This window comes from Streptomyces sp. NPDC034111 (genome assembly GCF_055575375.1).
Genome location: NZ_JBVIST010000029.1, coordinates 29,933 through 54,682 on the forward strand (window position 1 = coordinate 29,933; position 24,750 = coordinate 54,682).

At 70.4% G+C, this 24,750-nt stretch carries 22 protein-coding genes; 16 read left to right on the forward strand and 6 right to left on the reverse strand.

Annotated elements, in window-relative coordinates:
* Positions 1-44 precede the first annotated feature (44 nt).
* The 3 genes from ACZ55A_RS35530 to ACZ55A_RS35540 all read left to right on the forward strand — a co-directional run bounded on the left by ACZ55A_RS35530 (position 45) and on the right by ACZ55A_RS35540 (position 3,087).
* Positions 45-1,418: an APC family permease gene (locus tag ACZ55A_RS35530; protein ID WP_468849022.1), complete on the forward strand. Its 1,374-nt coding sequence runs from the start codon at positions 45-47 to the stop codon at positions 1,416-1,418.
* 96 nt (positions 1,419-1,514) lie between these two features.
* Positions 1,515-2,750, forward strand: a complete 1,236-nt coding sequence (gene xseA / locus ACZ55A_RS35535; RefSeq protein WP_468849024.1) for an exodeoxyribonuclease VII large subunit — start codon at positions 1,515-1,517, stop codon at positions 2,748-2,750.
* 133 nt (positions 2,751-2,883) lie between these two features.
* On the forward strand, positions 2,884-3,087 hold the full coding sequence (locus ACZ55A_RS35540; RefSeq protein ID WP_468849076.1) for an exodeoxyribonuclease VII small subunit: 204 nt from the start codon (positions 2,884-2,886) through the stop codon (positions 3,085-3,087).
* A 104-nt stretch (positions 3,088-3,191) separates the two neighbouring features.
* On the opposite strand, the gene ACZ55A_RS35545 is transcribed toward ACZ55A_RS35540, so the two are convergent.
* The gene (locus tag ACZ55A_RS35545; protein ID WP_468849025.1) at positions 3,192-3,926 is read right to left on the reverse strand and encodes a hypothetical protein; all 735 of its coding nucleotides are present in this window, start codon (positions 3,924-3,926) and stop codon (positions 3,192-3,194) included.
* A gap of 389 nt (positions 3,927-4,315) precedes the next feature.
* Here ACZ55A_RS35545 and ACZ55A_RS35550 point away from each other — a divergent pair, with 389 nt between their 5' ends.
* Positions 4,316-4,909 carry a malonic semialdehyde reductase gene (locus ACZ55A_RS35550; RefSeq protein WP_468849027.1) on the forward strand — a complete coding sequence of 198 codons (594 nt, stop codon included), beginning with the start codon at positions 4,316-4,318 and terminating at the stop codon, positions 4,907-4,909.
* Positions 4,910-5,005: 96 nt separating this feature from the next.
* Here the strand turns inward: ACZ55A_RS35550 and ACZ55A_RS35555 are convergent, their stop codons facing one another.
* The gene (locus ACZ55A_RS35555; RefSeq protein WP_468849077.1) at positions 5,006-5,542 is read right to left on the reverse strand and encodes a DUF4245 domain-containing protein; all 537 of its coding nucleotides are present in this window, start codon (positions 5,540-5,542) and stop codon (positions 5,006-5,008) included.
* A 205-nt stretch (positions 5,543-5,747) separates the two neighbouring features.
* On the opposite strand from ACZ55A_RS35555, the gene glpX reads away from it, so the two are divergent.
* Positions 5,748-6,779 (forward strand): class II fructose-bisphosphatase, encoded by a 1,032-nt coding sequence (gene glpX, locus ACZ55A_RS35560; protein WP_030412197.1) that lies wholly within the window; start codon positions 5,748-5,750, stop codon positions 6,777-6,779.
* Positions 6,780-6,880: 101 nt separating this feature from the next.
* Here the strand turns inward: glpX and ACZ55A_RS35565 are convergent, their stop codons facing one another.
* Both ACZ55A_RS35565 and ACZ55A_RS35570 read right to left on the reverse strand, forming a co-directional pair.
* Positions 6,881-7,240, reverse strand: coding sequence for a WhiB family transcriptional regulator (locus tag ACZ55A_RS35565; RefSeq protein WP_468849028.1), 360 nt, complete (start codon positions 7,238-7,240; stop codon positions 6,881-6,883).
* A 185-nt stretch (positions 7,241-7,425) separates the two neighbouring features.
* A complete protein-coding gene (locus tag ACZ55A_RS35570) occupies positions 7,426-8,307 on the reverse strand; it encodes a DUF1707 SHOCT-like domain-containing protein (protein ID WP_468849030.1) in 882 nt (293 codons plus the stop codon).
* A 170-nt stretch (positions 8,308-8,477) separates the two neighbouring features.
* On the opposite strand from ACZ55A_RS35570, the gene ACZ55A_RS35575 reads away from it, so the two are divergent.
* Both ACZ55A_RS35575 and ACZ55A_RS35580 read left to right on the forward strand, forming a co-directional pair.
* On the forward strand, positions 8,478-10,151 hold the full coding sequence (locus ACZ55A_RS35575; RefSeq protein WP_468849031.1) for a fumarate hydratase: 1,674 nt from the start codon (positions 8,478-8,480) through the stop codon (positions 10,149-10,151).
* 392 nt (positions 10,152-10,543) lie between these two features.
* Positions 10,544-11,974, forward strand: a complete 1,431-nt coding sequence (locus ACZ55A_RS35580) for a virginiamycin B lyase family protein (protein ID WP_468849032.1) — start codon at positions 10,544-10,546, stop codon at positions 11,972-11,974.
* Between the two features lie 4 nt (positions 11,975-11,978).
* Here ACZ55A_RS35580 and ACZ55A_RS35585 read toward each other — a convergent pair whose 3' ends face one another.
* Entirely contained in the window at positions 11,979-12,197 is a 219-nt protein-coding gene (locus tag ACZ55A_RS35585) for a hypothetical protein (protein ID WP_468849034.1), read from the reverse strand.
* A gap of 115 nt (positions 12,198-12,312) precedes the next feature.
* Here ACZ55A_RS35585 and ACZ55A_RS35590 point away from each other — a divergent pair, with 115 nt between their 5' ends.
* The 7 genes from ACZ55A_RS35590 (at position 12,313) to ACZ55A_RS35620 (ending at position 20,776) form a co-directional block, all read left to right on the forward strand.
* Positions 12,313-13,161, forward strand: coding sequence for a helix-turn-helix domain-containing protein (locus ACZ55A_RS35590; protein ID WP_468849036.1), 849 nt, complete (start codon positions 12,313-12,315; stop codon positions 13,159-13,161).
* A complete protein-coding gene (locus ACZ55A_RS35595) occupies positions 13,140-13,355 on the forward strand; it encodes a DUF397 domain-containing protein (RefSeq protein WP_468849038.1) in 216 nt (71 codons plus the stop codon). The genes ACZ55A_RS35590 and ACZ55A_RS35595 overlap by 22 nt, the downstream gene beginning before the upstream one ends.
* A 52-nt stretch (positions 13,356-13,407) precedes the next feature.
* Positions 13,408-14,820, forward strand: coding sequence for a class II fumarate hydratase (locus ACZ55A_RS35600; protein ID WP_468849040.1), 1,413 nt, complete (start codon positions 13,408-13,410; stop codon positions 14,818-14,820).
* Positions 14,821-14,952: 132 nt separating this feature from the next.
* Positions 14,953-15,726, forward strand: coding sequence for a cytidylyl-2-hydroxypropylphosphonate hydrolase (fomD, locus tag ACZ55A_RS35605; protein WP_468849042.1), 774 nt, complete (start codon positions 14,953-14,955; stop codon positions 15,724-15,726).
* A 220-nt stretch (positions 15,727-15,946) separates the two neighbouring features.
* Positions 15,947-16,630, forward strand: a complete 684-nt coding sequence (locus ACZ55A_RS35610) for a class I SAM-dependent DNA methyltransferase (RefSeq protein WP_468849044.1) — start codon at positions 15,947-15,949, stop codon at positions 16,628-16,630.
* Between the two features lie 90 nt (positions 16,631-16,720).
* Positions 16,721-19,129 carry a SpoIIE family protein phosphatase gene (locus ACZ55A_RS35615; RefSeq protein ID WP_468849046.1) on the forward strand — a complete coding sequence of 803 codons (2,409 nt, stop codon included), beginning with the start codon at positions 16,721-16,723 and terminating at the stop codon, positions 19,127-19,129.
* Between the two features lie 183 nt (positions 19,130-19,312).
* Entirely contained in the window at positions 19,313-20,776 is a 1,464-nt protein-coding gene (locus ACZ55A_RS35620; RefSeq protein ID WP_468849048.1) for a catalase, read from the forward strand.
* Between the two features lie 90 nt (positions 20,777-20,866).
* Here the strand turns inward: ACZ55A_RS35620 and ACZ55A_RS35625 are convergent, their stop codons facing one another.
* The gene (locus ACZ55A_RS35625; RefSeq protein WP_468849050.1) at positions 20,867-23,152 is read right to left on the reverse strand and encodes a transglycosylase domain-containing protein; all 2,286 of its coding nucleotides are present in this window, start codon (positions 23,150-23,152) and stop codon (positions 20,867-20,869) included.
* A gap of 309 nt (positions 23,153-23,461) precedes the next feature.
* Between ACZ55A_RS35625 and ACZ55A_RS35630 the strand changes: the two genes are divergently transcribed.
* Both ACZ55A_RS35630 and ACZ55A_RS35635 read left to right on the forward strand, forming a co-directional pair.
* A complete protein-coding gene (locus ACZ55A_RS35630) occupies positions 23,462-24,433 on the forward strand; it encodes an SPFH domain-containing protein (RefSeq protein ID WP_468849052.1) in 972 nt (323 codons plus the stop codon).
* Positions 24,430-24,702 (forward strand): type II toxin-antitoxin system antitoxin, encoded by a 273-nt coding sequence (locus tag ACZ55A_RS35635; RefSeq protein ID WP_468849053.1) that lies wholly within the window; start codon positions 24,430-24,432, stop codon positions 24,700-24,702. The genes ACZ55A_RS35630 and ACZ55A_RS35635 overlap by 4 nt, the downstream gene beginning before the upstream one ends.
* Positions 24,703-24,750 lie beyond the last annotated feature (48 nt).

Sequence of the window (24,750 nt, forward strand, 5' to 3'; positions counted from 1 at the left end):
GTCGCGGGCCCAGACTGGGGCGGAAACGTACCGAGGAGGCAGGGATGGGCTCGCTGCGGCGGACCGAGGAGCCCGGGAACGGCGCGCTGCGGCGGACGCTGACGTTCCGGGACCTGGTCGTCTACGGCCTGCTCTTCATCGCCCCGATGGCGCCGGTCGGCATCTTCGGCACGCTCCAGGCCACCTCGCACGGCGCGGTCACCGTCGTCTACGCCGTGGCGACCGTCGCGATGGCCTTCACGGCGTATTCGTACGCCCAGATGGTGCAGGTGGTCCCGCAGGCCGGGTCGGTCTATACGTATGCGCGGGTGGGGCTGGGCGAGGGCGCGGGGTTCGTGGCCGGCTGGATGGCGATGCTGGACTATCTGCTGATCCCGGCGGTGGCGTATCTGTTCTCCGGGATCGCGCTGCATGCGCTGGTGCCGTCGGTGCACCAGTGGGTGTGGACGGCGCTGGCGGTGCTGGTGACGACGCTGCTGAACCTGTGGGGCGTACGGACCGCGGCGCGGGTCGGGTTCGCGGTGCTGGCGATGGAGCTCGTGGTGCTGGTGGTGTTCGTGGTGGCGGCGGTGTGGGTGCTGGTCACGCAGGGGCCCGAGCGGAGCTGGACGGCGCCGTTCACGGGCGAGGGCGGCTTCTCGCCGGGCGCGGTGCTGGCGGCGGTCTCGGTGGCGGTGCTGTCGTATCTGGGCTTCGACGCGATCGCGTCGTTCGCCGAGGAGGCCGCCGGAGGAGCCCAGCGGGTGGCGCGGGCGGTGCTGACCTGTCTGGTGGTGGCCGGGCTGCTCTTCGCCGTACAGACGTATCTGGCGGCGCTGCTCGCCCCGATGACGGCGGCCGAACTGGCGGCCCATCCGGGAGAGCAGGGGGACGCCTTCTATACGACGGCGCATGCGGCGGTGGGCGTGTGGTTGCAGAAGCTGGTGGCGGCGAGCAAGGCGATCGGGGCGGCCTTCGCGGCGCTGGCGGGGCAGGCGGCGGCCGGGCGGCTGCTGTTCGCGATGGCGCGGGACCGGCGGCTGCCGGGGGCGATGGCGGAGGTGGACGCGGGCAGCGGGGTGCCGCGCCGGGCGCTGCTGGGGGCGGCCCTGGTGACGCTGGTGGCGGCGGTGTGGGCGGCCCGCAGGGACGACGGGCTCGACGAGCTGTCGTCGATCGTGAATGTGGGCGCGCTGACCGCGTTCGGGCTGCTGCACGCCTCGGTGATCGGCTGGTTCCGGGTCCGCGGGCGGGCCGCGGCGCCGAGCGTGCTGAAGCATGTGGTGGCGCCGATGCTGGGGCTCGCGGTGGTGGCCGCGGTGCTCGTGGCGGCGTCCCCGACCGCGCAGGTGGTGGGCGGCGGATGGCTGGTGGTGGGGCTGGTGGTGCTGGCGGCGCAGTACGGGAAGCGAGCGGGGGCCGACGGCGCAGGGCACTGAGGGCGGACGGGCCGGCGGCGTACGGCCCGTCCGCGTCGTGTGCGACCGAGGGCGAGGCGGCGGCCACTGTCAGTGCCCGCCGCTACGCTCGCTCGTATGGCTGTCTCAACGTCCCCGGAAACGCCGATCCCCGTCGGCGAGGTGTCCCGGCTCATCGGCGGGTGGATCGACCGGCTCGGCGCGGTGTGGGTCGAGGGGCAGATCACCCAGCTCTCGCGGCGGCCCGGCGCGGGCGTCGTCTTTCTGACGCTGCGCGATCCGTCGTACGACATCTCGTTGAGCGTGACGTGCTACCGCCAGGTCTTCGACAAGGTCGCCGAGGTGATCAGCGAGGGCGCCCGGGTGGTGGTGCACGCCAAGCCGGAGTGGTACGCGCCGCGTGGCCAGCTGTCGCTGCGCGCCGCCGAGATCCGGCCGGTGGGGATCGGTGAACTCCTCGCCCGGCTGGAGCAGTTGAAGAAGTCGCTGGCGGCGGAGGGGCTGTTCGCGGCGGAGCGCAAGAAGCCGCTGCCGTTCCTTCCGCAGCTGATCGGGCTGGTCTGCGGCCGGGCCAGCGCCGCGGAGCGGGACGTACTGGAGAACGCCCGGCACCGCTGGCCGGCCGTCCGCTTCGAGGTGCGCAACGTGCCGGTGCAGGGCGTGCATGCGGTGCCGCAGGTGATCGCGGCGGTCGAGGAGCTGGATGCGCTGCCCGAGGTGGACGTGATCATCGTGGCGCGGGGCGGCGGCAGCGTGGAGGATCTGCTGCCGTTCTCCGACGAGCAGCTCGTCCGTGCCGTGGGCGCGGCGTCGACGCCCGTCGTCTCGGCGATCGGGCATGAGCCGGACACCCCGCTGCTGGACCTGGTCGCCGATCTGCGCGCCTCGACGCCGACGGATGCGGCGAAGAAGGTGGTGCCGGACGTGGGCGAGGAGCTGGTCCGGGTGCGGCAGCTGCGGGAGCGGGCGCTGCGCGCGGTCGACGGCATTCTCCAGCGGGAGGAGCGGGGGCTGGCCGCGGCGCTCCAGCGGCCGTGCATACAGCGGCCGCAGCGGATGGTCGAGGAGCGCGAGGAGCAGATCACGGCCCTGCTGGAGCGCGGCCGGCGGACGCTGGGCCACCTGCTGGACCGCGCCGACTCGGAGCTGGTGCACACCCTCGCGCGGGTGGTCGCGCTATCCCCCAAGGCGACGCTGGAGCGCGGCTATGCGGTGCTCCAGAAGCGGGACGGTGCGGCGGTCCGCTCCCCACAAGAGGTCAGCGCGGACGAGGAGTTGCGGGCCCGGGTGGCCGAGGGCGAATTCAGGGTGCGGGTGGGCGGCGTCCAGGGCGCTGTCGGTGCCCCCGAATAGGGTGGGAGACATGGCGAAGGCGCAGGCGAGGACGGAGACGGACGGCGTGGCGGACATCGAGCAGGAGGCGGCGGCCGGTGCGGGCACCGGGGCGGCCGATGCGCAGTCCCGGCCGGACGCGGATGCAGCGGACGTGGGCCCGGTGGAGTCCACGCTCGGCTATGAGCAGGCGCGGGACGAGCTGATCGAGGTCGTCCGGAGCCTGGAGGCGGGCGGCACGACACTGGAGGAGTCGCTGGCGCTGTGGGAGCGCGGCGAGGAACTGGCGAAGGTCTGCCGCCGCTGGCTGGACGGCGCGCGGGCCCGGCTGGATGCGGCGCTGGCGGAGGAGAGCTAGGCCGCGTCGTCGCACCCCGGCCCGCATCACGGTCGGCGGCAGGGGTCCGCCGCCCCGTGACCGCCGCCCCGTGACGGCGGTCCCGGGGCGGCTCGCCCGGTCGGTTACTTCGCGGCCCGCACCCGTGCCACGAGCTTCTCGGTCAGGCCGAGGCCGGCGGCGCCCAGGTCACTGGACTGGACGCTGTAGAAGGTGGTGATGACGGCCTTCCCGACCCGCGTCGCCACCAGAGTGGTGCCGCCCTCCCACTGAGGTGCGGTGAGCACGGCCTTGAGGGCCTGGTCGCCCATCTTCGGCTTGGTGGTCTTGATCGTCACGGCGGCGGAGGTGCCACCGGTGGTGTCCGTGAAGTGCGCACAGTGGGTGAGCACCTTCTCCAGGCGCTTCATGACCGTCTGGGCGTCGTTCCCCCGGAAGCTGTCGATCTCCTGGTTGAACTCCTCCTGGGAGGCGTTGACGAAGTCCGCCTGGGCGAAGGAGGCCCCCTCGATGCCGCTGGTCTGGATCCAGGCACTGGCCTCCAGCTTGGGGCATGCGCCGTCCAGGTCGAGGGCCTTGGCCGACGGGGCCGCGAAGACCTTGCCCGAGTCGCGGGTGGCCTGCGGGTCGGTCTTGTAGCCCTTGGGCAACTCCCCCACCGGAAGCAGCAGGCCCTTCAGTCGGGCGCCGTTGAGCAGGCCGGCATCGGGGGCGTCCGCCGACCGCGCGTCCTTCGCGGCACTGTGGGAGGAGGAGTCGGACGTCGAGGGGTTGCCGGTGCCGCCGGAGGAGCACCCGGCGAGGGCGAGCGACAGCACGGCGGGCGTGACGACCGTCGTCAGGGCACGACGAAGCTTCATGAAGCCTTCTTCTGGTGAAAAGGAGAGGGGAAAGCACATGAGAGGCCGTCGCGGTATGGGGGTGCGCGGTGCGGCAGGCGCTGATCGTAAGGCTGAGCAGGCCGGACGCCCAGAGTTCGCCCGCCGGTCATCTGTGGGCGGCAGGGTGTCCGACAGGGGAGGATCTCCGTCAATCAGGGCAGTTGTCCCTGCTTCCCGGGATTTTCCTATGGGGAACGTCACGGCGGACCGTGCGCTGCGTGCCCGTCCCCCGGCGGGCGGAGAACCCGCGGGGACCTCGGGGTCGCTGTGAACCGGCTCACACCGACCTCCGAATTTAGTTGAAACTTAATCTATCTGCTTTAGGGTGGGTCCTGAACCTGACCCCACCGACCCACCGAGGTGCCTTCATGACTCTCGCCCTTGACGCCGCCGCTCAGGACCTGCTGTTCCGCGAGGCCCAGACCGCCAACACGTTCACGGACGAGCCGGTGACGGACGAGCAGGTCCAGGCGATCTACGACCTGGTGAAGTACGGCCCGACGGCCTTCAACCAGTCCCCGCTGCGGATCACCCTGGTCCGCTCCGAGGAGGCCCGTCAGCGCCTGGTCCAGCACGCCATGGGCGCCAACGGCCCGAAGACCCTGACCGCCCCGCTGACCGCGATCCTCTCCGTGGACCTGGACTTCCACGAGAAGCTGCCGCACCTCTTCCCGCACGCCCCGGGCATCAAGGACACCTTCTTCTCCGAGGCCGCCCGGCGTGAGGTCGCCGGCACCCAGAACGCCACGCTCCAGGCCGGCTACTTCATCGTCGGTATCCGCGCCGCCGGCCTGGCCGCCGGCCCGATGACCGGCTTCGACTTCACCGGCATCGACAAGGAGTTCTTCGGCGACGGCAAGCAGAAGTCGTTCCTCGTCATCAACATCGGCAAGCCGGGCACCGACGCCTTCTTCCCCCGCTCGCCGCGGCTGGACTTCACCGACGCCGTCGCCAGCGTCTGAGCCGGCACCGCGACCGCACACGACGAGGCCGCCGCATCCAGCCCGGGTGCGGCGGCCTCGTCGTTCGGTGCCCGTCCGGCGTACCGGGCGGGACCCTCAGCTCTTCTTCGCCACCAGTGCGGCGGCCAGGTCCGCGAGCCGCCCGTACGGCGCCGTGCCGGTGACGACCGTGGTCACACCCGACTCCTCGCGGACCAGCGCCCGGTACTTGTGGCCAACGTAGCGGTCCCACTTCTTGCTGCCGACGGCCTGCTTGCCCTCGGCCTTGGTGGCACCGAGCGTGACCTCCCGGATGAACTTCCGGGCCGGCGCATCGCTCTGCTCCACGGCCGCGTACTCCTGCTCGGGGTCGAGCATGCCCAGATGCCAGGCGCCGCCCTTGCCGTCGTCGCTCGCCTTGTACGAGACCGAGGTCGCGCGCCAGGTCTTCGGCAGCCCCTCGGGCGCGGCGACCGGGTACGGTGCCGCCCGCCGGGCCGTGATGAGCTCGACGCGGTAGTCGACCGCCTTGACCGCACTCTTCTCCGCGTCGGCGCTGTCGTTGTGCGGGATGAACACATAGATCGCCCCGACCAGAACGCCGATCACCGCCAGCGACAGGACCATGTCCCGCACCGTCTGCCTGCCTCGCATACCTGCCACGCCCCTATCGTCCCCCATCCCCGCGGCGGCTCGGACAGGCCCCCTGGTGACGGCCGTCACCTGCGCAAACGCCCGGGTTCCTGCCCGTCCTCACACCGCTCATGCGTAGGGCCCTCTGCTCATTTTGGCGGTCGGCAGATAAGGTCGTAGCTACCCTCATCCTTCGCGGCCGTCGCCGTACAGAAAGGTGCGCTCGATGACCGAGCATCATCTCCCGTCCCAACTCGAGGTCAGCCCTGAGGCCCCGGACCGCAACCTCGCCCTGGAACTCGTCCGGGTCACCGAGGCGGGTGCCATGGCTTCGGGCCGCTGGGTGGGCCGAGGTGACAAGAACGGCGCGGACGGCGCGGCGGTCAAGGCCATGCGCGCGCTGATCCACACCGTCTCGATGAACGGCGTCGTGGTCATCGGGGAGGGCGAGAAGGACCACGCCCCGATGCTCTACAACGGCGAGCGCGTCGGTGACGGGACCGGCCCGGAGTGCGACGTGGCCGTGGACCCGGTGGACGGTACGACGCTGACCGCCAAGGGCATGGCCAACGCCGTCTCCGTGATGGCGGTCGCCGAGCGCGGCTCGATGTTCGACCCGTCCGCGGTCTTCTACATGGACAAGCTGGCGACCGGCCCCGAGGCGGCGGACTTTGTCGACATCACCGCGCCGGTGGCGGTGAACATCAAGCGGATCGCAAAGGCGAAGAAGTCCGCGGTCGAGGACGTCACCGTGGTCATCCTGGACCGCCCCCGGCACGAGGGCCTGGTCAAGGAGGTCCGGGAGGCCGGCGCGCGGATCAAGTTCATCGCGGACGGCGATGTGGCCGGCGCGATCATGGCGGCCCGCGAGGGCACCGGCGTCGATCTGCTGCTGGGCATCGGCGGTACGCCCGAGGGCATCATCACCGCCTGCGCCATGAAGTGCCTGGGCGGCACGCTCCAGGCCAAGCTGTGGCCCAAGGACGACGAGGAGCGGCAGCGCGCGCTGGACGCCGGGCACGACCTGGACAAGGTCCTGGAGATCGACGACCTGGTCCGCGGCGACAACGTCTTCTTCGTGGCCACCGGCATCACCGACGGCGAGCTGCTGCGCGGGGTGCGCTACCGCGCCGAGACCGCCTACACCCAGTCCCTGGTGATGCGCTCCAAGTCCGGCACGATCCGCCAGATCGACTCCCAGCACCGGCTGTCCAAGCTGCGCGCGTACAGCTCGGTGGACTTCGAGCGCCCCAGCTAGGTCCGGTACGCACGGATCGCCCCGTGTACACACACTTCGCCCCCGTCGGAGAGTCTCCGGCGGGGGCGAAGTGGCCCATACGGCGCGCGGTTCGGGCCCGGTCAGCCCGCCGCCGGCATATGGGCCGCACGCTGGAGCTCGGCCTCACGGCGCCGGCGGCGGGTCAGCACGACCCGGCGTTCGGCCGCGGTCAGGCCGCCCCAGACGCCGTACGGCTCCGGCTGGAGGAGCGCGTGTTCACGGCACTCGACCATCACGGGGCAGCGGGCACAGACCCGCTTCGCCGCCTCCTCCCTGGCCAGTCGCGCGGCGGTCGGCTCCTTGGACGGGGCGAAGAACAGCCCGGCTTCATCCCGGCGGCACACCGCCTCCGAATGCCAGGGACCGGCCTCATCGCGCGCAGGCACTCGCGGGGACGGAACGACAGCGGCATCCTGCACGGGCTGATGCGGTAGCAGCACGGTCTACTCCTGACGACGGCTTCGGCGCGAGAATCACCCTTGCCCGTCTCGCTGCGCACGGCCCTTTTCCGCACCCCGCAGCCGTACGAGAGACGATGCACCAGCCCTACCCGCTGTGCGCACGCTTATGCACACCGTGGCGATCGTGCGGAAACGGGGTTTCGCGACAACGCGAAAATAGGGCCTCAGTCGCCCCGCCCCTTACGGAAGTGGTCCCGGCGCTCATGCCGGTCGGCACGCATCCGCTCGTGCCACTCCTGCCGCTCCTCCCGCCGCTGCTGATGGCGCTCGCGGTGCTCCTGCCGCAGCTGCTGATGGTGCTCCCAGTGCTCCTCGCGCAGCTGCCGGCGCAGCTCCCGGCGCCCCTCGCGCAGCCGGTCGCGCAGATCGCGGACCCAGGCGCCGCGCTTGGGCCTGGCATCCACGCTGCCCAGGACGGCGTAGCCGCTGACCTGGACCTGCGGGGCGTTGCCGTCCGGCGCCTCGTTGTCCTCGACCTCGAAGGCGCCCAGGACGCCGGAGCCGCTGCTGCGCAGCGTGATGTTCTCCGGCACCCGGATGTCCACACTGCCGAAGAGGGAGGTGACGTTGATCTGGACCTGCTGCTGCGGGAAGACCGCCTCGGTCAGATCGATCTCGACGCTGCCGAAGAACGCCACCGCGTTGATCCGCGCGGGGACCTGCCAGCGGCCCTTGCGGACGGAGGCGCTGAAGACGGCGACCAGGTTCTGGTCGGGCAGCGGGGTGCCCGACCCGTAGTCATACGCCGTCGGCCCCGGCTGCGGCCGGCCGCCGGCCGCGGCGGGCAGGTCCCGCACGACGTGCTCCAGCTCGCCCATCGTCTTGGCGCGGTAGACCGTGTCGATCCGCTCGGCGTGCTCCTCGGGGTCCAGCCGGCCTTCCGCCAGCGCCTCCCGGAGGATCTCCGCGACCCGGTCACGGTCCGCGTCCGAGGCCCGGATGTCGGCCTCGGCCACACGCGCCCCCGTGCGCTCGGCCACGGTCTTGGTCAGATTCACCGCTTGCGGCGTCTCGGGACGCACTCGTCCCCCGTTGTCTGCATCCACGAACCAAGCGTAGCGAAACGCGATAGATCGCGACTAGAGAAACGCGAGGTCCGGTCGCGCCCGCCGACTGAGCCTTACCTCACAACCGCACCGGCGGGCCGGGGTTCTACGCTGTTCAGGCGCTGCCGCAGATGTCAGCCGAAGCCATCGTCGAGTAAGGATTGGCCGCGATGCCGGAATTCGCCTATACCGACCTTCTGCCCACGGGCGAGGACAACACCCCGTACCGCCTCATCACGAAGGAAGGTGTCAGCACCTTCGAGGCCGACGGGCGGACGTTCCTCAAGGTCGAGCCGGAGGCGCTGCGCAAGCTGGCCGCCGAGGCGATGCACGACATTTCGCACTATCTGCGCCCGGCCCACCTCGCCCAGCTCCGCAAGATCCTGGACGACCCCGAGGCCAGCGCCAACGACCGCTTCGTCGCGCTCGACCTGCTCAAGAACGCCAACATCGCGGCCGCGGGCGTCCTGCCCATGTGCCAGGACACCGGCACCGCCATCGTCATGGGCAAGCGCGGCCAGAACGTCCTCACCCAGGGCGGCGACGCGGAAGCGCTCTCCCGCGGCATCTACGACGCCTACACCCAGCTGAACCTGCGCTACTCGCAGATGGCCCCGCTGACGATGTGGGACGAGAAGAACACCGGCTCCAACCTCCCGGCACAGATCGAGCTGTACGCGACCGACGGCGGCGCCTACAAGTTCCTGTTCATGGCCAAGGGCGGCGGCAGCGCCAACAAGTCCTTCCTCTTCCAGGAGACCAAGGCGGTCCTCAACGAGGCCTCCATGATGAAGTTCCTGGAGCAGAAGATCCGCTCGCTGGGCACGGCCGCCTGCCCGCCGTACCACCTCGCCATCGTCGTCGGCGGTACGTCGGCCGAGTACGCCCTCAAGACCGCCAAGTACGCCTCCGCGCACTACCTCGACGAGCTGCCCACCGAGGGATCCCCCACGGGCCACGGCTTCCGCGACAAGGAGCTGGAGGACAAGGTCTTCGAGCTCACCCAGAAGATCGGTATCGGCGCCCAGTTCGGCGGCAAGTACTTCTGCCACGACGTCCGCGTCGTCCGCCTGCCCCGCCACGGCGCGTCCTGCCCGGTCGCCATCGCCGTCTCCTGCTCCGCGGACCGCCAGGCGGTCGCGAAGATCACCGCCGAGGGCGTCTTCCTGGAGCAGCTGGAGACCGACCCGGCCCGCTTCCTCCCCGACACCACCGCCGCCGAGCTCACCGAGGGCGCCGGCCCGGACCTGGACGCGGTCGCCATCGACCTCAACCGCCCGATGGACGACGTCCTCGCCGAGCTGACCAAGCACCCGGTCAAGACCCGTCTCTCCCTGACCGGCACGCTGGTCGTCGCCCGCGACATCGCCCACGCCAAGATCAAGGAGCGGCTGGACGCCGGCGAGGAGATGCCGGAGTACCTCAAGAACCACCCGGTCTACTACGCGGGCCCGGCCAAGACCCCCGAGGGCTACGCCTCCGGCTCCTTCGGCCCGACGACGGCAGGCCGTATGGACGCCTATGTCGAGCAGTTCCAGGCCGCCGGCGGCTCCAAGATCATGCTCGCCAAGGGCAACCGCTCCCAGCAGGTCACCGACGCCTGCGCCGCCCACGGCGGCTTCTACCTCGGCTCCATCGGCGGCCCCGCGGCCCGCCTGGCCCAGGACTGCATCAAGAAGGTCGAGGTCCTCGAATACGAGGAGCTCGGCATGGAAGCCGTCTGGAAGATCGAGGTCGAGGACTTCCCCGCCTTCATCGTCGTCGACGACAAGGGCAACGACTTCTTCCAGGACCCCGCGCCGGCCCCGACCTTCACCAGCATTCCGGTGCGCCAGGGCGGCTGACCCGGCCTCAACTGCGGTGCGGCGTACCGCCCTCACCGGCAAGCTGACGTCCGGTGAGGCGCGAAGTGGGGCGTTTCGTCGCCGTGCCGTGTGGGTACCGCAGGGGTAATCGAACCGGTGGGCTGCCCATCCTTTCCCGGGTGGGCAGCCTCCGTGCGTCCGGTGACGTGCGGTCCGTTGTCGTGGTGCCCGGAGAGGATCCATGGCCGGTGCCGACGCCCGTGTGGCGGCGGGGCAGGCCAGGGCGGCCCCTATGTGAAGGGGTCTCCATGAGTACCAGCATGCAAGCCCGGCGACAGGGGCCGCCATGGGTCGCTCCCCTCCCCCTCCGGCGGCGCACCGCGCCCGCAGGGGCAGTTGCCGCCGCTGGACCGGCACCGGCGGTCCTGTCGGTGACGTCGATTCCCGTCCCCAGCCAGCCGGTCGGCGTGGCGGTCGCCCCCAACGGCAACGTCTACGTCACCCGGTTCGGCGCCGCCGCGGTGGCGGTGATCGACACCACGACCGACACCGTCCTCGTCCCCGGCATCCCGGCCGGCACCAACCCGACCGACTTGGCGATCGCCCCCAACGGCAAGGCCTATATCGCCAACCAGACGTCCGACGATGTGACGGTGATCGACACCGTCACCAACACCGTCCTCGTCCCCAGCATCCCCGTCGGCAGCAATCCGGTCGACGTGGCCATCGCGCCCAACGGCAACGCCTACGTCACCAACTTCGTCACCAACGACCTGACGGTCATCGACACCGCCGCCGACACCGTCCTGATCCCCAGCATCCCCCTCCCCGGCACCTACCCGGCCTATGTGGCCGTCGCCCCCAACGGCAACGCCTACATCACCAACGACGCATCGAACGACGTGACGGTGCTCAACACCCTCACCAACACCGTCACCGTCACCGGCATCCCGGCCGGCACCGAACCCAACCCGGTGGCGATCGCCCCCAACGGCCGTGCCTACGTGGGCAACTTCCTCTCCAACGACGTGACGGTCATCGACACCGCCACCAACACCGTGCTGGTCCCCAGCATCCCCGTCGGCATCGACCCGCAGGGGCTGGCGGTCGCCCCCAACGGCCTTGCCTACGTGGCCAACTCGGGAACGAACGATGTGACGGTGATCGACACCAGCACCAACACCGTCGTGGGCTCCCCCCTCCCCGTCGGCAGCAATCCGATCGGCGTGGCGGTGGCCCCCAACGGGAAGATCTACGTCGCCAACTACGGGTCGGACTCGGTCAGCGTCATCCAGAATCCCCCCACGCTGTCCGGCCTCACCCCCGCACAAGGCACCACCGCGGGCGGCACCGTGGTGACCCTCACCGGCACCAATCTGACCGGCGCGAGCGTGACCATCGGCGGCAAACCGGCCACCGGCGTCAGCGTCAATCCCACCGGTACGCAGCTCACCGCCCTCACCCCGCCGGGACTGGCCGGCCCGGCCACCGTCACCGTCACCACGCCCGGTGGCAGCGCGAGCCTGGTCAACGGCTTCACCTACCTCGTCACCGGCCACGCCACATCGCTGACCGCCACCCCCGCCCTGAGCAAGCTGTTGCCCCCGCAGGTGTACTTCCCCTTCCTGACCGCCACACTGACCGACCTGGTCACCGGACTTCCCGTGGCCGGCCGGACCATCACCTTCAGCACCGGCAGCCAGGTCCTGGGCACGGCGACCACCGACGCCCAGGGAACCGCCCGGCTCGACGAGACCCTCACCCTGCCCCTGATCCTCGCCAACGGCGGCTACGACGCGAAGTTCGCGGGCACGGACACCCTGCTGCCCTCCTCCGCCCACGCGGGGGTCCTCGCCCCCTGACCCTTCAGCGGCCGTCACGGTGGCGCGGACAGGCGCAGGGCGGCCAGACCTGCGAAAGCCCGTAGACGTCCCACCGTTCGCCCGCCGTGACGTGCACCGGCGCCCGCTCCTCGGTCACGACGCCGTCGCGGGTCGCGGTATAGACCCGAAGGGTCATCAGGGACCGCCGGGCGCCCGCGGGGCCCGGCGGGGTGCCGTCGTCGGCGCTCACGGAGTTTGTCATGGGGAAGCTCCTGGAGTAATTACCGTCTGTGCCCTCATGGTTGCTGTGTGCGGCCTACGATCGACAGAGTGTTGCCGTCCCCCGCAAGTTCCGGGGACGGGGGAGGGATGGGCCCATGAAGTTCCAGCCGAACGACCTCGAGCCGGACCGTTCCGCGCGCGACTTCTTCGGGGCGGAGATCCGCCGCTACCGCGAGAAGGCGGGCATGTCGCTGCTACAGCTGGCGGACATCGTGAACTACAGCAAGTCGTTCGTGGCACGGATCGAGACCGCGGAACAACTGCCGTACGAGGATGTACCGGCGAAGCTGGATTCTTACTTCGCCACGGACGGGCACTTTGCCCGGCTGTACGCGCTGGCACGGAAGGAGTCGTTTCCGGCGAAGTACCGGCGGGTCATTGAGATCGAGCAGAAGGCCGCCGTCATCGAGCAGTACATGGGGGCAACCGTGCCCGGTCTGCTCCAGACGCGGGGGACGGCGGAGCGGCGGCTGCGCTGTGGGCGCCCGTATGCCCCTGATGCGGAGATCGAAGCCATGGTGCAGGCTCGCCTGGACCGGCAGGCGCGGCTCAACGACCCGAAGCCGCCCCGCTGCTGGTTCATCCTCGACGAGGCCGTGCTGCGTCGGCCGGTCGGCGGACCGGAGGTGATGCATCACCAGATGACGGCCATGATCGAGCGGGCAACCTCTCCGCACATCACCTTGCAGGTCCTGCCGTTCGCCGCTGGTGAACATCCGGAGGCAGGCGGTTCCCTGACGCTCTATACGGTGCCCCATCAGCCTCTGCTGGCCTACTGGGAAGGAAGCCAGTCCGGAACGATCATCGACGACCCGGATGCTGTCGCGAAACGCCGCGACTCCTACGATCTGCTCAGGGCCATGGCCCTCTCGCCTCGCGACTCCGAGGCGATGATCCGAGAGGCGATGGAGGACTGGACGCCATGCGGACCACGCGGGACCTGAGCACTGCCAGCTGGCGCAAGAGCAGCTACAGCAACGACGACGGGGGCGAGTGCATCGAGATCGCCGACAACATCCCCGGCCTCGTCCCCGTCCGGGACAGCAAGAACCCCCACGGCCCCGCCCTGCTCATCCCCCGTGCCGCCTGGGGCGCCTTCATAGCGGGTCTGAAGGATGACCACCCCGCAGGCAGGTGACATCGCGGCGGTGCCCGGGAACAGATCGGGGATCCCGGGCACTGTCATAGGTATGAGTGACAACAGTGCATCCGGCGGTGCGGACGGGTTCAGGACCGAGCGCGACTCCATGGGCGAGGTGCGGGTGCCCGCGCATGCCAAGTGGCGGGCGCAGACGCAGCGTGCGGTGGAGAATTTCCCCATTTCCGGACAGCGGCTGGAGCGGGCGCACATCGAGGCGCTGGCCCGGATCAAGAGCGCGGCAGCGCTGGTGAATTCCGAGCTCGGGGTGCTGGACAAGGACATCGCGGAGGCCGTCCAGGAGGCGGCCGGCGAGGTGGCCGAGGGGCGGTGGGACGAGCACTTTCCGGTCGATGTGTTCCAGACGGGGTCCGGGACGTCGTCGAACATGAACGCCAATGAGGTGATCGCGACGCTGGCGAGTGAGCGGCTGGGGCGGGCGGTGCATCCGAACGATCACGTCAATGCGAGTCAGTCGTCGAATGACGTGTTTCCGTCGTCGATTCATATCGCGGCGACCTCGGCCGTGCTGAACGACCTCATTCCGGCGCTGGAGCATCTTGCGGAGGCCTTCGAGCGCAAGGCGGAAGAATTCGCGAGCGTCGTGAAGTCGGGGCGGACGCATCTGATGGATGCGACGCCGGTGACGCTGGGTCAGGAATTCGGGGGGTATGCCGCGCAGGTGCGGTACGGCGTCGAGCGGCTGCGGAGTTCGCTGCCGCGGCTGGCGGAACTGCCGCTGGGCGGTACGGCGGTGGGGACGGGGATCAACACCCCGCCCGGGTTCTCGGCGGCGGTGATCGCCGAGGTGGCGCGGGTGACCGGCCTGCCGCTGACGGAGGCCCGTAACCACTTCGAGGCGCAGGGGGCGCGGGACGGCATCGTCGAGACGAGCGGACAGCTGCGGACCGTCGCGGTGGGGCTGACGAAGATTGCGAATGATGTGCGGTGGATGGCTTCGGGGCCGCGGACCGGGCTGGCCGAGATCAATCTCCCTGATCTCCAGCCGGGGTCGTCGATCATGCCGGGGAAGGTCAATCCGGTGATTCCGGAGGCGGTGTTGATGGTCGCGGCACAGGTCACCGGAAATGACGCGACGGTGGCGGCGGCGGGGGCTGCCGGCAATTTCGAGCTGAATGTGATGCTGCCGGTGATCGCCAGGAACGTGCTGGAGTCGGTGCGTCTGATCGGGAACGTGGCGCGGCTGCTGGCGGACCGGACGGTCGACGGGATCACGGCCAATGCCGAACGGGCCCGGGAGTACGCGGAGTCGTCGCCGTCGGTCGTGACGCCGCTGAACAAGTACCTCGGGTACGAGGAGGCCGCCAAGGTCGCGAAGGCGTCGCTCGCGGAGCGGAAGACGATTCGTCAGGTGGTCATCGAGGGCGGCTATGTCGAGCGCGGGGTGCTGACCGAGGAACAGCTGGACGAGGCGCTGGATGTGCTGCGGATGACACATCCGTAACAGATGACACATCCGTAACGTCCGCACCCCACATGCGGACGTAACGGCGCAGGGGCGCGCGTTACCGCGCCCGTAACGGCGGGTGCGGCATCTGTCACGGCGGTCGTAATGCGGCGCCTCTAAGATCTGCGCATGACAGCGGACATGGTGGACACGACGGAAGGCGGGGCGGCCGGCGGACGCGGAACGGCCGAAGCCGGGCGGGCGGTGCGGGAACCGGCGCAGCGGGCGGTGCGGAATCCGGCGCAGCGGGGGGTGGGGCGCTGGGCGCCGGGGGACCACATCCTGTGGCGCTATCGCGACAACGCCCATCCCGAGCAGTTCCACATCTGCCGGCCGATGACCGTCGTACAGGACACCACGGAGCTGCTGGCGGTGTGGATGGCGCCGGGTACGCCGTGCATCAAGCCGGTGCTCGCCGACGGGACGCCCGTGCACCGTGAACCGCTGGCCACCCGCTACACCAAGCCGCGGCGGACCGCCCACGACCGGTGGTTCGGTACGGGGGTGCTGAAGCTGGCCCGGCCGGGCGATCCCTGGTCGGTGTGGCTGTTCTGGGAGCGCGGCTGGCAGTTCAAGAACTGGTACGTCAATCTGGAGGAGCCGCGCCGCCGTTGGGCGGACGGCATCGACTCCGAGGACCACTTTCTCGACATCTGTGTCTATCCGGACCGGCACTGGGAGTGGCGGGACGAGGACGAGTTCGCGCAGGCGCAGCGGGACGGGCTGATGAGCCGGGCCCGGGCCGCGGAGGTCAGGTCCGCGGGCCGGGCCGCAATCGCACAGATTTCCGCCTGGCGGGGGCCTTTCGCGGACGGCTGGGAGGACTGGCGGCCCGATCCGGCCTGGGAGGTCCCGGGGTTGCCGGAGAACTGGGACCGCGCACCGGATCGTTTGCGGTCGTGAGGGAGTGAAGAAACGGAGGACGTGTGGTGGGAGTGAAGGAGGCCGACCGTGGAAAGGTGCGCTTATGGGCAAAGCTGTTCCTCGCGGGGCGAGGAGCGGGACCGAGCCCCCTTGCTGCGCCCCCGGTCTTCAAACGTAGGATCGTCCTCCGCGAGACTGCACAGGCGCAACTCCAGAACTGGAAAAAGAACTTGACCGCGGTCGTAGGAGGGGCGAGGTCGTGAGTGCGACTAGCTACGACGAATACGAAGGTCTGACGCGGTTAGCGCTGGACCGGGCCGGGCAGGCCGAGGCGTTCGACGCGATCGGTGACCGGTACGACGAGGCCTTTCCGCACAAGGAGGGGCAGCTCGCCTCCGGCGCCTGGCTGGCCGATGCCCTGCCCGCCGGCTCGCGCATCCTGGACGTCGGGTGCGGGACGGGACTGCCGACGGCCCGTCAGCTGTCCGACGCCGGACACCGCGTCGTGGGTATCGATCTCTCCCCCTCGATGATCAAACTGGCCCGGGACAACGCCCCGGGCGCCGAATTCCACCGGCTCGACCTCGCCGATCTGCGGGGCGGCCGGCTCGGCGGCTCCGGCTCCTTCGACGGAATCGCCGCTTATTTCTCCCTGCTGATGCTGCCCCGTGCGGAAATCCCTTACGCACTGGGCCTGCTGCATGATCTGCTACGTCCCGAGGGGCTGCTGGCCCTGTCGATGGTCGAGGCGGATGTGGACGACTTCACGATTCCGTTCCTGGGCAACTCGATCCGGGTATCGGGTTACCTGCGGGACGACCTGCGCCGGGTCGTGCACGACGCGGGTTTCGACGTCGTCGGGGAGGATGCCTACGCCTACGCCCCGGCGAGTACGGACGTACCACCCGAAATCCAGCTCTTTCTGCACCTGCGACGCGCCTGAGACGCAGCGCGTTGGGCGCGTCCCGTACCGGTGACGCGCTCGGAACGCGGCGCGTCGGGCGCGCAGCCCCGGACGGATGGAATCCCACGCGTGACGGAGCACCCCACCTCCCACGAATCGCGGCGGTCGGCCTCGACCGCCGCGCCCTCGGCGTCCCCTGCGCGGGGGCCGGGCGGGACGGCGCCGCTGGGCGCGGTCCCCGACCCGCGCAGCGCGCTGCATCAGCCCGCGACCGGGTACAACCCGGTGCCGGGCAGCGGCTTCGCGGTGCGCGGAGGTGACGACCTCGGCCTGGCCGGTGCCGCCGTCACGGCCTCGGCGGGTCCGCCGGCCGGCTGTGCCGGGCATTCCGGGGACGAGCCCGTCGCGGACCACGGCGCGGCACGGGACGATGCCGCCCTCCCGTACGGGGAGGCGTACGGGGACCCTTACGGCGGTGACTCATACGGGGAGGTGGCCATGCCGGCGAGCGGTCGGCCGGGCGGCACGCCGGATGCGGGGCAGGAGACCGCCCGGGCCGGGCGGCGGACGGCGCAGGGTGCGGTGGGCCGCGCCGAGGCGCCCGAGCCGGGTGAGGAGCCGCACCGCGGGCAGCGGTCGCGGCCGGCCGGTGAGGGCATCGGGCGGCCGCGCGAGGGCGGCGGTCCGGGTGGCGGCGGGGACCGGGTGCCGGCACCGGCCGGTCCTCCGGAGAGCCTGCCCTCGCTGCCGCTGCCGCCCGCTCCCCCGGCGCGCTCGGCGCATCCGGGCGAGAGCGGTGAGGTGGCGGCGGCCCGGCAGGCGGGCGGTGACCGGCTGCGGTTCATCGGGGCGGCGACCCGGCGGATCGCGCGCGGCATAGACCTGGACGAGATCGTGCTCGGGCTGTGCCGGGCGACGGTGCCGACGTTCGCCGACGCGATCCTCGTCTATCTGCGGGATCCGCTGCCGGTGGGCGACGAGCGGCCGACCGGCCCGGTGGTGCTGCGGCTGCGGCGTACCGACCGGATTCCGGAGGAGCCGGACACGAACGGCGGGCGGCTTCCGATGCTGCCGGCGCAGCCGGACCTCGGGCCGGCGATGGGCGGCAGTGCGGCGGAGCTGGCCGAGGTGCGGCCGGGCGGGCCGCTGGCCGAGGTACTGCGGGGCGTGCGGCCGCTGTTCGGTGAGGCGCAGGCGGCGCGCACCGCGCTGCCCGAGCTGCTGGGGCCGGATCCGCGGCTGCCCGGCGGCCATCGGGTGATCCTGGCGCCGCTGCGCGGGCGGCGGCGGGTGATCGGCGCGGCGGTGTTCCTGCGCCGTCCGGACCGGCCGGCGTTCGAGCCGGACGATCTGCTGGTGGCGGCGCAGCTGGCGACGCACACCGCGCTGGGTGTGGACAAGGCGGTGCTCTACGGCCGCGAGGCGTACATCGCCGATGCGCTCCAGCGCACGATGCTGCCGGACTCGCTGCCGCAGCCGACCGGGGTGCGGCTGGCCAGCCGCTATCTGCCGGCCGCGGAGACCGCCCGGGTGGGCGGTGACTGGTACGACGCGATCCCGCTGCCGGGCAGCCGGGTGGCGCTGGTGGTCGGCGATGTCATGGGGCACTCGATGACCTCGGCGGCGATCATGGGGCAGCTGCGGACCACCGCGCAGACCCTGGCGGGTCTGGACCTGCCGCCGCAGGAGGTGCTGCACCACCTCGACGAGCAGGCCCAGCGGCTGGGTACGGACCGCATGGCGACCTGTATGTACGCGGTCTACGACCCGGTCGCGCACCGGATCACCATCGCCAACGCGGGGCATCCGCCGCCGGTGATGCTGCACCGCGGCGGGCGCGCGGAGGTGCTGCGGGTGCCGTCGGGTGCGCCGATCGGTGTCGGCGGGGTGGACTTCGAGGCCGTGGAGCTGGACGCCCCGGCGGGCGCCACGCTCGTGCTGTACACCGACGGGCTGGTCGAGTCGCGGATCCGGGACGTATGGACCGGTATCGAGCAGCTGCGGGAGCGGCTGGCGGAGACCGCCCGGCTGACCGGGCCCAATCCGCCGCCGCTGGAGCCGCTGTGCGACGAGGTGCTGGACATGCTCGGGCCCGGCGACCGCGATGACGACATCGCGCTGCTGGCGGCCCGGTTCGACGGGATAGCGCCGAGCGATGTCGCGTACTGGTACCTGGACCCGAAGGCGCAGACGGCCGGGCAGGCGCGCCGGCTGGCCCGGCGGGCGCTGGCGCGCTGGGGTCTGGACGAGCTGACCGACCAGTTGGAGCTACTGGTCAGCGAGGTGGTGACAAATGCGGTGCGGTATGCGGAGCGGCCGATCACGCTGCGATTGCTACGAACGGACGTACTGCGCTGCGAAGTCGGCGACGACGTTCCGCAGCTGCCGCGGCTGCGGCAGGCCCGGCCGTCGGACGAGGGCGGGCGGGGGCTCTACCTCGTCAACCGGATGGCCCGGCGCTGGGGCGCGACCCGTCTGAGCATGGGAAAGGTCGTCTGGTTCGAGCTGTCGATGCCGCCGGGGGCCAACCGCCGCTGACGTCCGGCGGGCGGCCGGGCCCGTGTCCCACATGCTGGACCCCGTCTGGGACCGGACGGGGTCCAACTCTTGCCGACGTGCCGTCGGCGATGTTGACTGCTTGGGTGGACGTAAGGGACTCACCGCCCCAATACGGGACTGACCGGCCCCTACTCCCGTCGTCGACCCAGGAGGCGCTCCTCCATGACCAGCACTGCGCAGAACGTTCCGCCCACCACGAACAACGCCGGCATTCCGGTGGAGAGCGACGAGCATTCACTGACCGTGAGTGCGGACGGCCCCATCCTGCTCCAGGACCACTACCTGATCGAGAAGATGGCCCAGTTCAACCGGGAACGGGTCCCCGAGCGGGTGGTGCACGCCAAGGGCAGCGGCGCGTACGGCTTCTTCCAAGTCACCAACGACGTCAGCCAGTTCACCAAGGCGGACCTCTTCCAGCCGGGCAAGACCACCGAGATGCTGGCCCGCTTCTCGACCGTCGCGGGCGAGCAGGGCTCCCCCGACACCTGGCGCGACCCCCGTGGCTTCGCCCTGAAGTTCTACACCGAACAGGGCAACTACGACCTGGTCGGCAACAACACCCCGGTCTTCTTCGTCCGTGACACGATCAAGTTCCAGGACTTCATCCGTTCGCAGAAGCGCCGCCCGGACAACGGGATGCGCGACAACGACATGCAGTGGGACTTCTGGACGCTGTCGCCGGAGTCGGCCCACCAGGTCACCTGGCTGATGGGCGACCGCGGCATCCCCAAGACCTACCGCCACATGAACGGCTACGGCTCGCACACCTATATGTGGGTCAACGCCGGCGGCGAGAGGTTCTGGATCAAGTACCACTTCAAGACCGACCAGGGCATCGACTTCCTCACCCAGGAGGACGCGGACCGGATCGCCGGCGAGGACGGCGACTGCCACCGCCGCGATCTGTACGAGGCCATCGACGGCGGAAATGCTCCGTCGTGGACGCTGTATGTGCAGGTCATGCCGTTCGCGGACGCCCCGGACTACCGGTTCAACCCGTTCGACCTGACCAAGGTGTGGCCGCACGGCGACTACCCGCTGATCGAGGTCGGCCGGATGACCCTGAACAAGAACCCCGAGGACTTCTTCGTCCACATCGAGCAGGCGGCCTTCGAGCCGTCCAACATGGTGCCGGGCATCGGGCCCTCCCCCGACAAGATGCTGCTGGGCCGGCTGTTCTCCTACCCGGACACCCACCGGTACCGCATCGGCCCGAACTACGCCCAGCTGCCGCCCAACCGGCCGCATGTGCCCGTCCACTCGTACGCGAAGGACGGCCCGATGCGGTTCGAGCCGAACCGGGTGGCCCGGCCGTACGCCCCGAACGGCTACGGCGGCCCGGCCGCCGACACCCTCACCTACGGGGAGCCGGCGGGCTGGCGGACGGCCGGTGAGATGGTGCGCGAGGCCTACACGCTGCACCGCGACGACGACGACTTCGGCCAGCCGGGCACCATGGTCCGCGACGTCCTGGACGACGCGGCCCGCGACCGCCTGGTCAACAACGTCTCCGGGCACCTGCTGAACGGTGTCAGCCGTCCGGTGCTCGACCGCGCGCTCCAGTACTGGCGCAACATCGACAAGAACGTGGGCGACCGGATCGCCAACAAGGTGAACGGCGGCTGAGACGCCACAAGCGTCTGCCGCGCCCGCACAGCACCGCGGCCCCCGCCACGATGGCGGGGGCCGCGGTGCTGTGCGCGCTGGTTGTGCGCCCTAGTTGAAGCCGGTCAGGTTGTTGTTGCCGCGCCCGCCGGTGCCGTCGCTGGGACCGCCGGTATCGGTGCCGCCGGTGTCCACCCCGCCGTCGGTGGTACCACCGTCCGGCGGCGGCGAGGACGGGTCGCTCGGCGTGGTCGGATCCGTCGGCGGTTCGGTCACGGGCTTCGACGGCCGGCCGCTCGGTGTCGTGGGGGCCGACGGGGTCCCGCTCGGCTTGTCGGACGGGGACGGTGACGGCGACGGGCTGGTGGACGGCGTCGGGGCGACGGTCGGCGGCACTCCGGCGCCGCGCTCGGCCTCCAGGTCGAAGTCGGCACCGGGGCTGCCGTTGAGCACCAGCTCGTTGTAGTCCGCCCACACCCGGGCGGGGTAGCCGCCGCCGTTGACCCGGCCGCCGCCACCGGTGCCCTTGAGGGTCACCTGGGCGCCGCCCTTGGGGGACTCGCCGAACATGCCGACCGCGGTGACCAGCTTGGGCGTGTAGCCCACGAACCACGCCGACTTGTTGTCGTCGGAGGTGCCGGTCTTGCCGACCGCGTGGTACGCGGTGTTCCGTACGGCCTCCGAGGCGGTGCCGTCGTTGACCACGCCGGCCAGCACGGAGGTGAGGGTGTCGGCGGTCTCCCGGCTGAGGACCTGCTCGCCGATCGGCTTCTTCACCGGCTGCTCGGTTTCCACACCGTTGACGCTGTGCACGGCCTTGGTCACCAGGGTCGGGGTGACCTTCTTGCCGTGGTTGTCGAGGGTGGCGTACGCGCCGGCCATCTGGAGCGGGCTGGCGCCCATGGTGCCCAGGGTCATGGCCGGCTTGACGTCCATCTTGGCGCCGTCCATGCCCAGGCTGACCGCGGTCTGCTTGACCTTCTCCAGGCCGACGTCCTGGCCCATCTGGGCGAAGACCGCGTTGACGGAGTTGTTGGTCGCCGTCTGGACGCTGATCTTCCCGAACTGCTCCTCGTCCTCGTTGGGCGGCGCGAAGGGGATGGTGCCGCCGACGACCGGACGGCGGTTACGGCCGTCGTAGATCGTGTCCGGGTTGATCGGCAGGCTGTCCTGGGTGACCGCGTTGTTCTCCATCGCGGAGGCGAGGATCAGCGGCTTGAAGGTGGAGGCCGGCTGGTAGTCCGAGCGCGTGGCGTTGTTGGTGTAGTGCTTCGGGTAGCCCGCGCCGCCGTACATCGCGACGATGTGGCCGGTCTTGGGGTCCACCGAGGTGGCGCCGAGCTGGGCGTCACCGTCGACCTTGCGGCGCTTGGGCTCGAGCTCGTCGGTCAGCTTGCGCTTGACGGCCTTCTCCAGCGCCTTCTGCTTGTCCTTCTCGATGCCGAGGGTGACCGTCCAGCCGCCCTTGTCGAAGTCCTTCGCGTCGACGCCCTGCGCGAAGAGCTCCCGCCTGGCCTCGGTGACCAGGTAGCTGGCCTGGCCGCTCATACCGGGCAGCGGCTTGGGGTCCTTGGGTACCTCGAACTTCTGCTTGGCGCGGTCCTGCGCCGAGAGCCAGTGCATCTCGACCATGTTGTCGAGGGTGTACGCCCAGCGCTCCTGGACCCGCTTCTGGCCCGCCTTGCTCGCCAGGGTCCAGTCGTACTGGTTCGGCGCCTGGAGCAGCGACGCGAGGTAGGCACCCTCCGAGACGGTGAGCTTCTCGACGTCCTTGCGGTAGTAGGCCTGGGCCGCGGCCTGGATGCCGTAGGCCCCGCGGCCGTAGTAACTGGTGTTGATGTAACCGGCGAGGATCTTGTCCTTGCCCAGCTTGTTGTCCACCTTGAGCGAGATGACGATCTCCTGGAGCTTGCGGCTGACCGTCTGCTCCTGGCTCAGGTAGTAGTTCTTGACGTACTGCTGGGTGATCGTCGAACCACCCTGCTTGCCCTGCCCCCGCAGGGTGTTGAGGATGCCGCGCAGGGTGCCCTTCAGGTCGACGCCGGAGTCCTGGTAGAAGGTCTTGTTCTCGGCGGCGACGAAGGTCCGCTGGACGGCCCTGGGTATCCGGTTGAGCGGGACGTTCTCCCGGTTGACCTGGCCGACCCGCGCCAGGACCTTGCCGTCGGCGTACTTGTAGACGTTGCTCTGGAGCTTCGCGTCCCGGTTGCCGTCGTTGGGGATGTCCACGTACAGATACAGGCCGATGAAGCCGAGGATGCCCAGCAGGCACACCCCGAGGAAGGCCCCGACGAGCTTCTTCCAGGTGAAGAAGCGGCGTATCCCGGTCTTCTTCTGTTTCGTTTTGGCCCGGCGAGCGCTCCCCTGTTGCGCCCGTCTCGCTTCCGCTCGGCCCATCGCTTCGACAACTCCAGTCGTTCCGCCCCCAGCTAACTCAGCTGTTGAAGCTAACACCGCATCTGTCAACAAATACTCATCGATCAAGGCTTTTCCCGACGTGACAAACAGCACCCGGGGGCGAGGGAACCCCGGGGTGGGTGTTATGCGTCGCCACGTCCCCACCTGCGGAGATGCCGCAAATCGGACCCCGTACGAGCACTGGACGCCAGGCCGGCCACCGGGCTAAAGTGATAGCACTTTGCTAGAGCAGCGAAAGCACCGAATGCGGCGGACATCACGCGCCGTACCTGGAGAAACGGGGACCCCATGACCGATCAGACACCGGCCGAGCGCACCACCGGCACCGACGGCGAGCTCACCGTCGACGCCCCCGAGATGCCCCGTCCGCAGGTCCGGGAGGTGCCGGCGCACAGCATCCCGGGCGGCCTCGCCCTGCTGCTGACGGTGCTCGGTGTGGCGCTGGGCATCGCCGTGATCATCGTCGGCGGCATACTCGGCGATGGCGGCAACAGCGCCGCCGCCGTGCCGATGGTCATCGCCGGCGTCCTGCTGCTGCTCGGCTCCTTCTTCTGCATGACCGGCGTGAAGATGGTCGCGCCCGGTGAGGCGCGGGTCATCCAGCTCTTCGGGCGGTACGTCGGCACCATCCGCACCGACGGACTGCGCTGGGTCAACCCGCTGACCACCGCCCGGAAGATCTCCACCCGGGTGCGCAACCACGAGACCGCGGTCCTCAAGGTCAACGACGCCTACGGCAACCCGATCGAGCTGGCCTCGATCGTCGTCTGGCACGTCGAGGACACCGCCCAGGCGCTGTTCGAGGTCGATGACTTCCTGGAGTTCGTCGGCACCCAGGCCGAGGCCGCCGTACGGCACATCGCGATCGAGTACCCCTACGACGCCCACGACGAGAACGCCCTGTCGCTGCGCGGCAACGCCGAGGAGATCACCGAGAAGCTGGCCCTGGAGCTGACCGCCCGGGTCCAGGCCGCCGGCGTGCGGATCATCGAGGCACGCTTCAGCCACCTCGCCTACGCCCCGGAGATCGCCTCCGCGATGCTCCAGCGCCAGCAGGCCGGCGCGGTGGTCGCGGCCCGCAAGCAGATCGTCGAGGGCGCGGTCGGCATGGTCGAATCGGCACTGGAGCGGATCAGCGAGCAGGGCATCGTCGAACTGGACGAGGAGCGCAAGGCGGCCATGGTGAGCAATCTGATGGTGGTGCTGTGCGGCGACCGGGCCGCCCAGCCGGTCCTGAACACCGGATCGCTCTACCAGTGAGTGCCGAAACCCCCGCGGGGTCCGGCGCCGACGGCGAGCGGACCCCCGCGCGACGGCCGCAGCAGCGCAAGCAGGTGCTGCTGCGGCTCGACCCGTTGATCCATGACGCACTGGCGCGCTGGGCCGAGGACGAACTGCGCAGCGCCAATGCGCAGATCGAGTTCCTGCTGCGCAAGGCACTGTCGGACGCGGGGCGGCTGCCGCGGGGAGCGGGCGCGATCCCACGACGGGGGCGGCCGCCCAAGACCCCGAAACCCGACGAGGACTGACGTCGCGTGCCCGCGGCACGGCATGCGGCGGACCGGCGGACACCCCAC

What these genes read in the sequence shown, in the direction of transcription:
- ACZ55A_RS35530 (WP_468849022.1), top strand. Translation starts at nt 45, where the DNA reads ATGGGCTCGCTGCGGCGGACCGAGGAGCCCGGGAACGGCGCGCTGCGG.
- xseA (WP_468849024.1), top strand. Translation starts at nt 1,515, where the DNA reads ATGGCTGTCTCAACGTCCCCGGAAACGCCGATCCCCGTCGGCGAGGTG.
- ACZ55A_RS35545 (WP_468849025.1), bottom strand. Translation starts at nt 3,926, where the DNA reads ATGAAGCTTCGTCGTGCCCTGACGACGGTCGTCACGCCCGCCGTGCTG.
- ACZ55A_RS35550 (WP_468849027.1), top strand. Translation starts at nt 4,316, where the DNA reads ATGACTCTCGCCCTTGACGCCGCCGCTCAGGACCTGCTGTTCCGCGAG.
- ACZ55A_RS35555 (WP_468849077.1), bottom strand. Translation starts at nt 5,542, where the DNA reads ATGCGAGGCAGGCAGACGGTGCGGGACATGGTCCTGTCGCTGGCGGTG.
- glpX (WP_030412197.1), top strand. Translation starts at nt 5,748, where the DNA reads ATGACCGAGCATCATCTCCCGTCCCAACTCGAGGTCAGCCCTGAGGCC.
- ACZ55A_RS35575 (WP_468849031.1), top strand. Translation starts at nt 8,478, where the DNA reads ATGCCGGAATTCGCCTATACCGACCTTCTGCCCACGGGCGAGGACAAC.
- ACZ55A_RS35585 (WP_468849034.1), bottom strand. Translation starts at nt 12,197, where the DNA reads ATGACAAACTCCGTGAGCGCCGACGACGGCACCCCGCCGGGCCCCGCG.
- ACZ55A_RS35590 (WP_468849036.1), top strand. Translation starts at nt 12,313, where the DNA reads ATGAAGTTCCAGCCGAACGACCTCGAGCCGGACCGTTCCGCGCGCGAC.
- ACZ55A_RS35595 (WP_468849038.1), top strand. Translation starts at nt 13,140, where the DNA reads ATGCGGACCACGCGGGACCTGAGCACTGCCAGCTGGCGCAAGAGCAGC.
- ACZ55A_RS35600 (WP_468849040.1), top strand. Translation starts at nt 13,408, where the DNA reads ATGAGTGACAACAGTGCATCCGGCGGTGCGGACGGGTTCAGGACCGAG.
- fomD (WP_468849042.1), top strand. Translation starts at nt 14,953, where the DNA reads ATGACAGCGGACATGGTGGACACGACGGAAGGCGGGGCGGCCGGCGGA.
- ACZ55A_RS35620 (WP_468849048.1), top strand. Translation starts at nt 19,313, where the DNA reads ATGACCAGCACTGCGCAGAACGTTCCGCCCACCACGAACAACGCCGGC.
- ACZ55A_RS35625 (WP_468849050.1), bottom strand. Translation starts at nt 23,152, where the DNA reads ATGGGCCGAGCGGAAGCGAGACGGGCGCAACAGGGGAGCGCTCGCCGG.
- ACZ55A_RS35630 (WP_468849052.1), top strand. Translation starts at nt 23,462, where the DNA reads ATGACCGATCAGACACCGGCCGAGCGCACCACCGGCACCGACGGCGAG.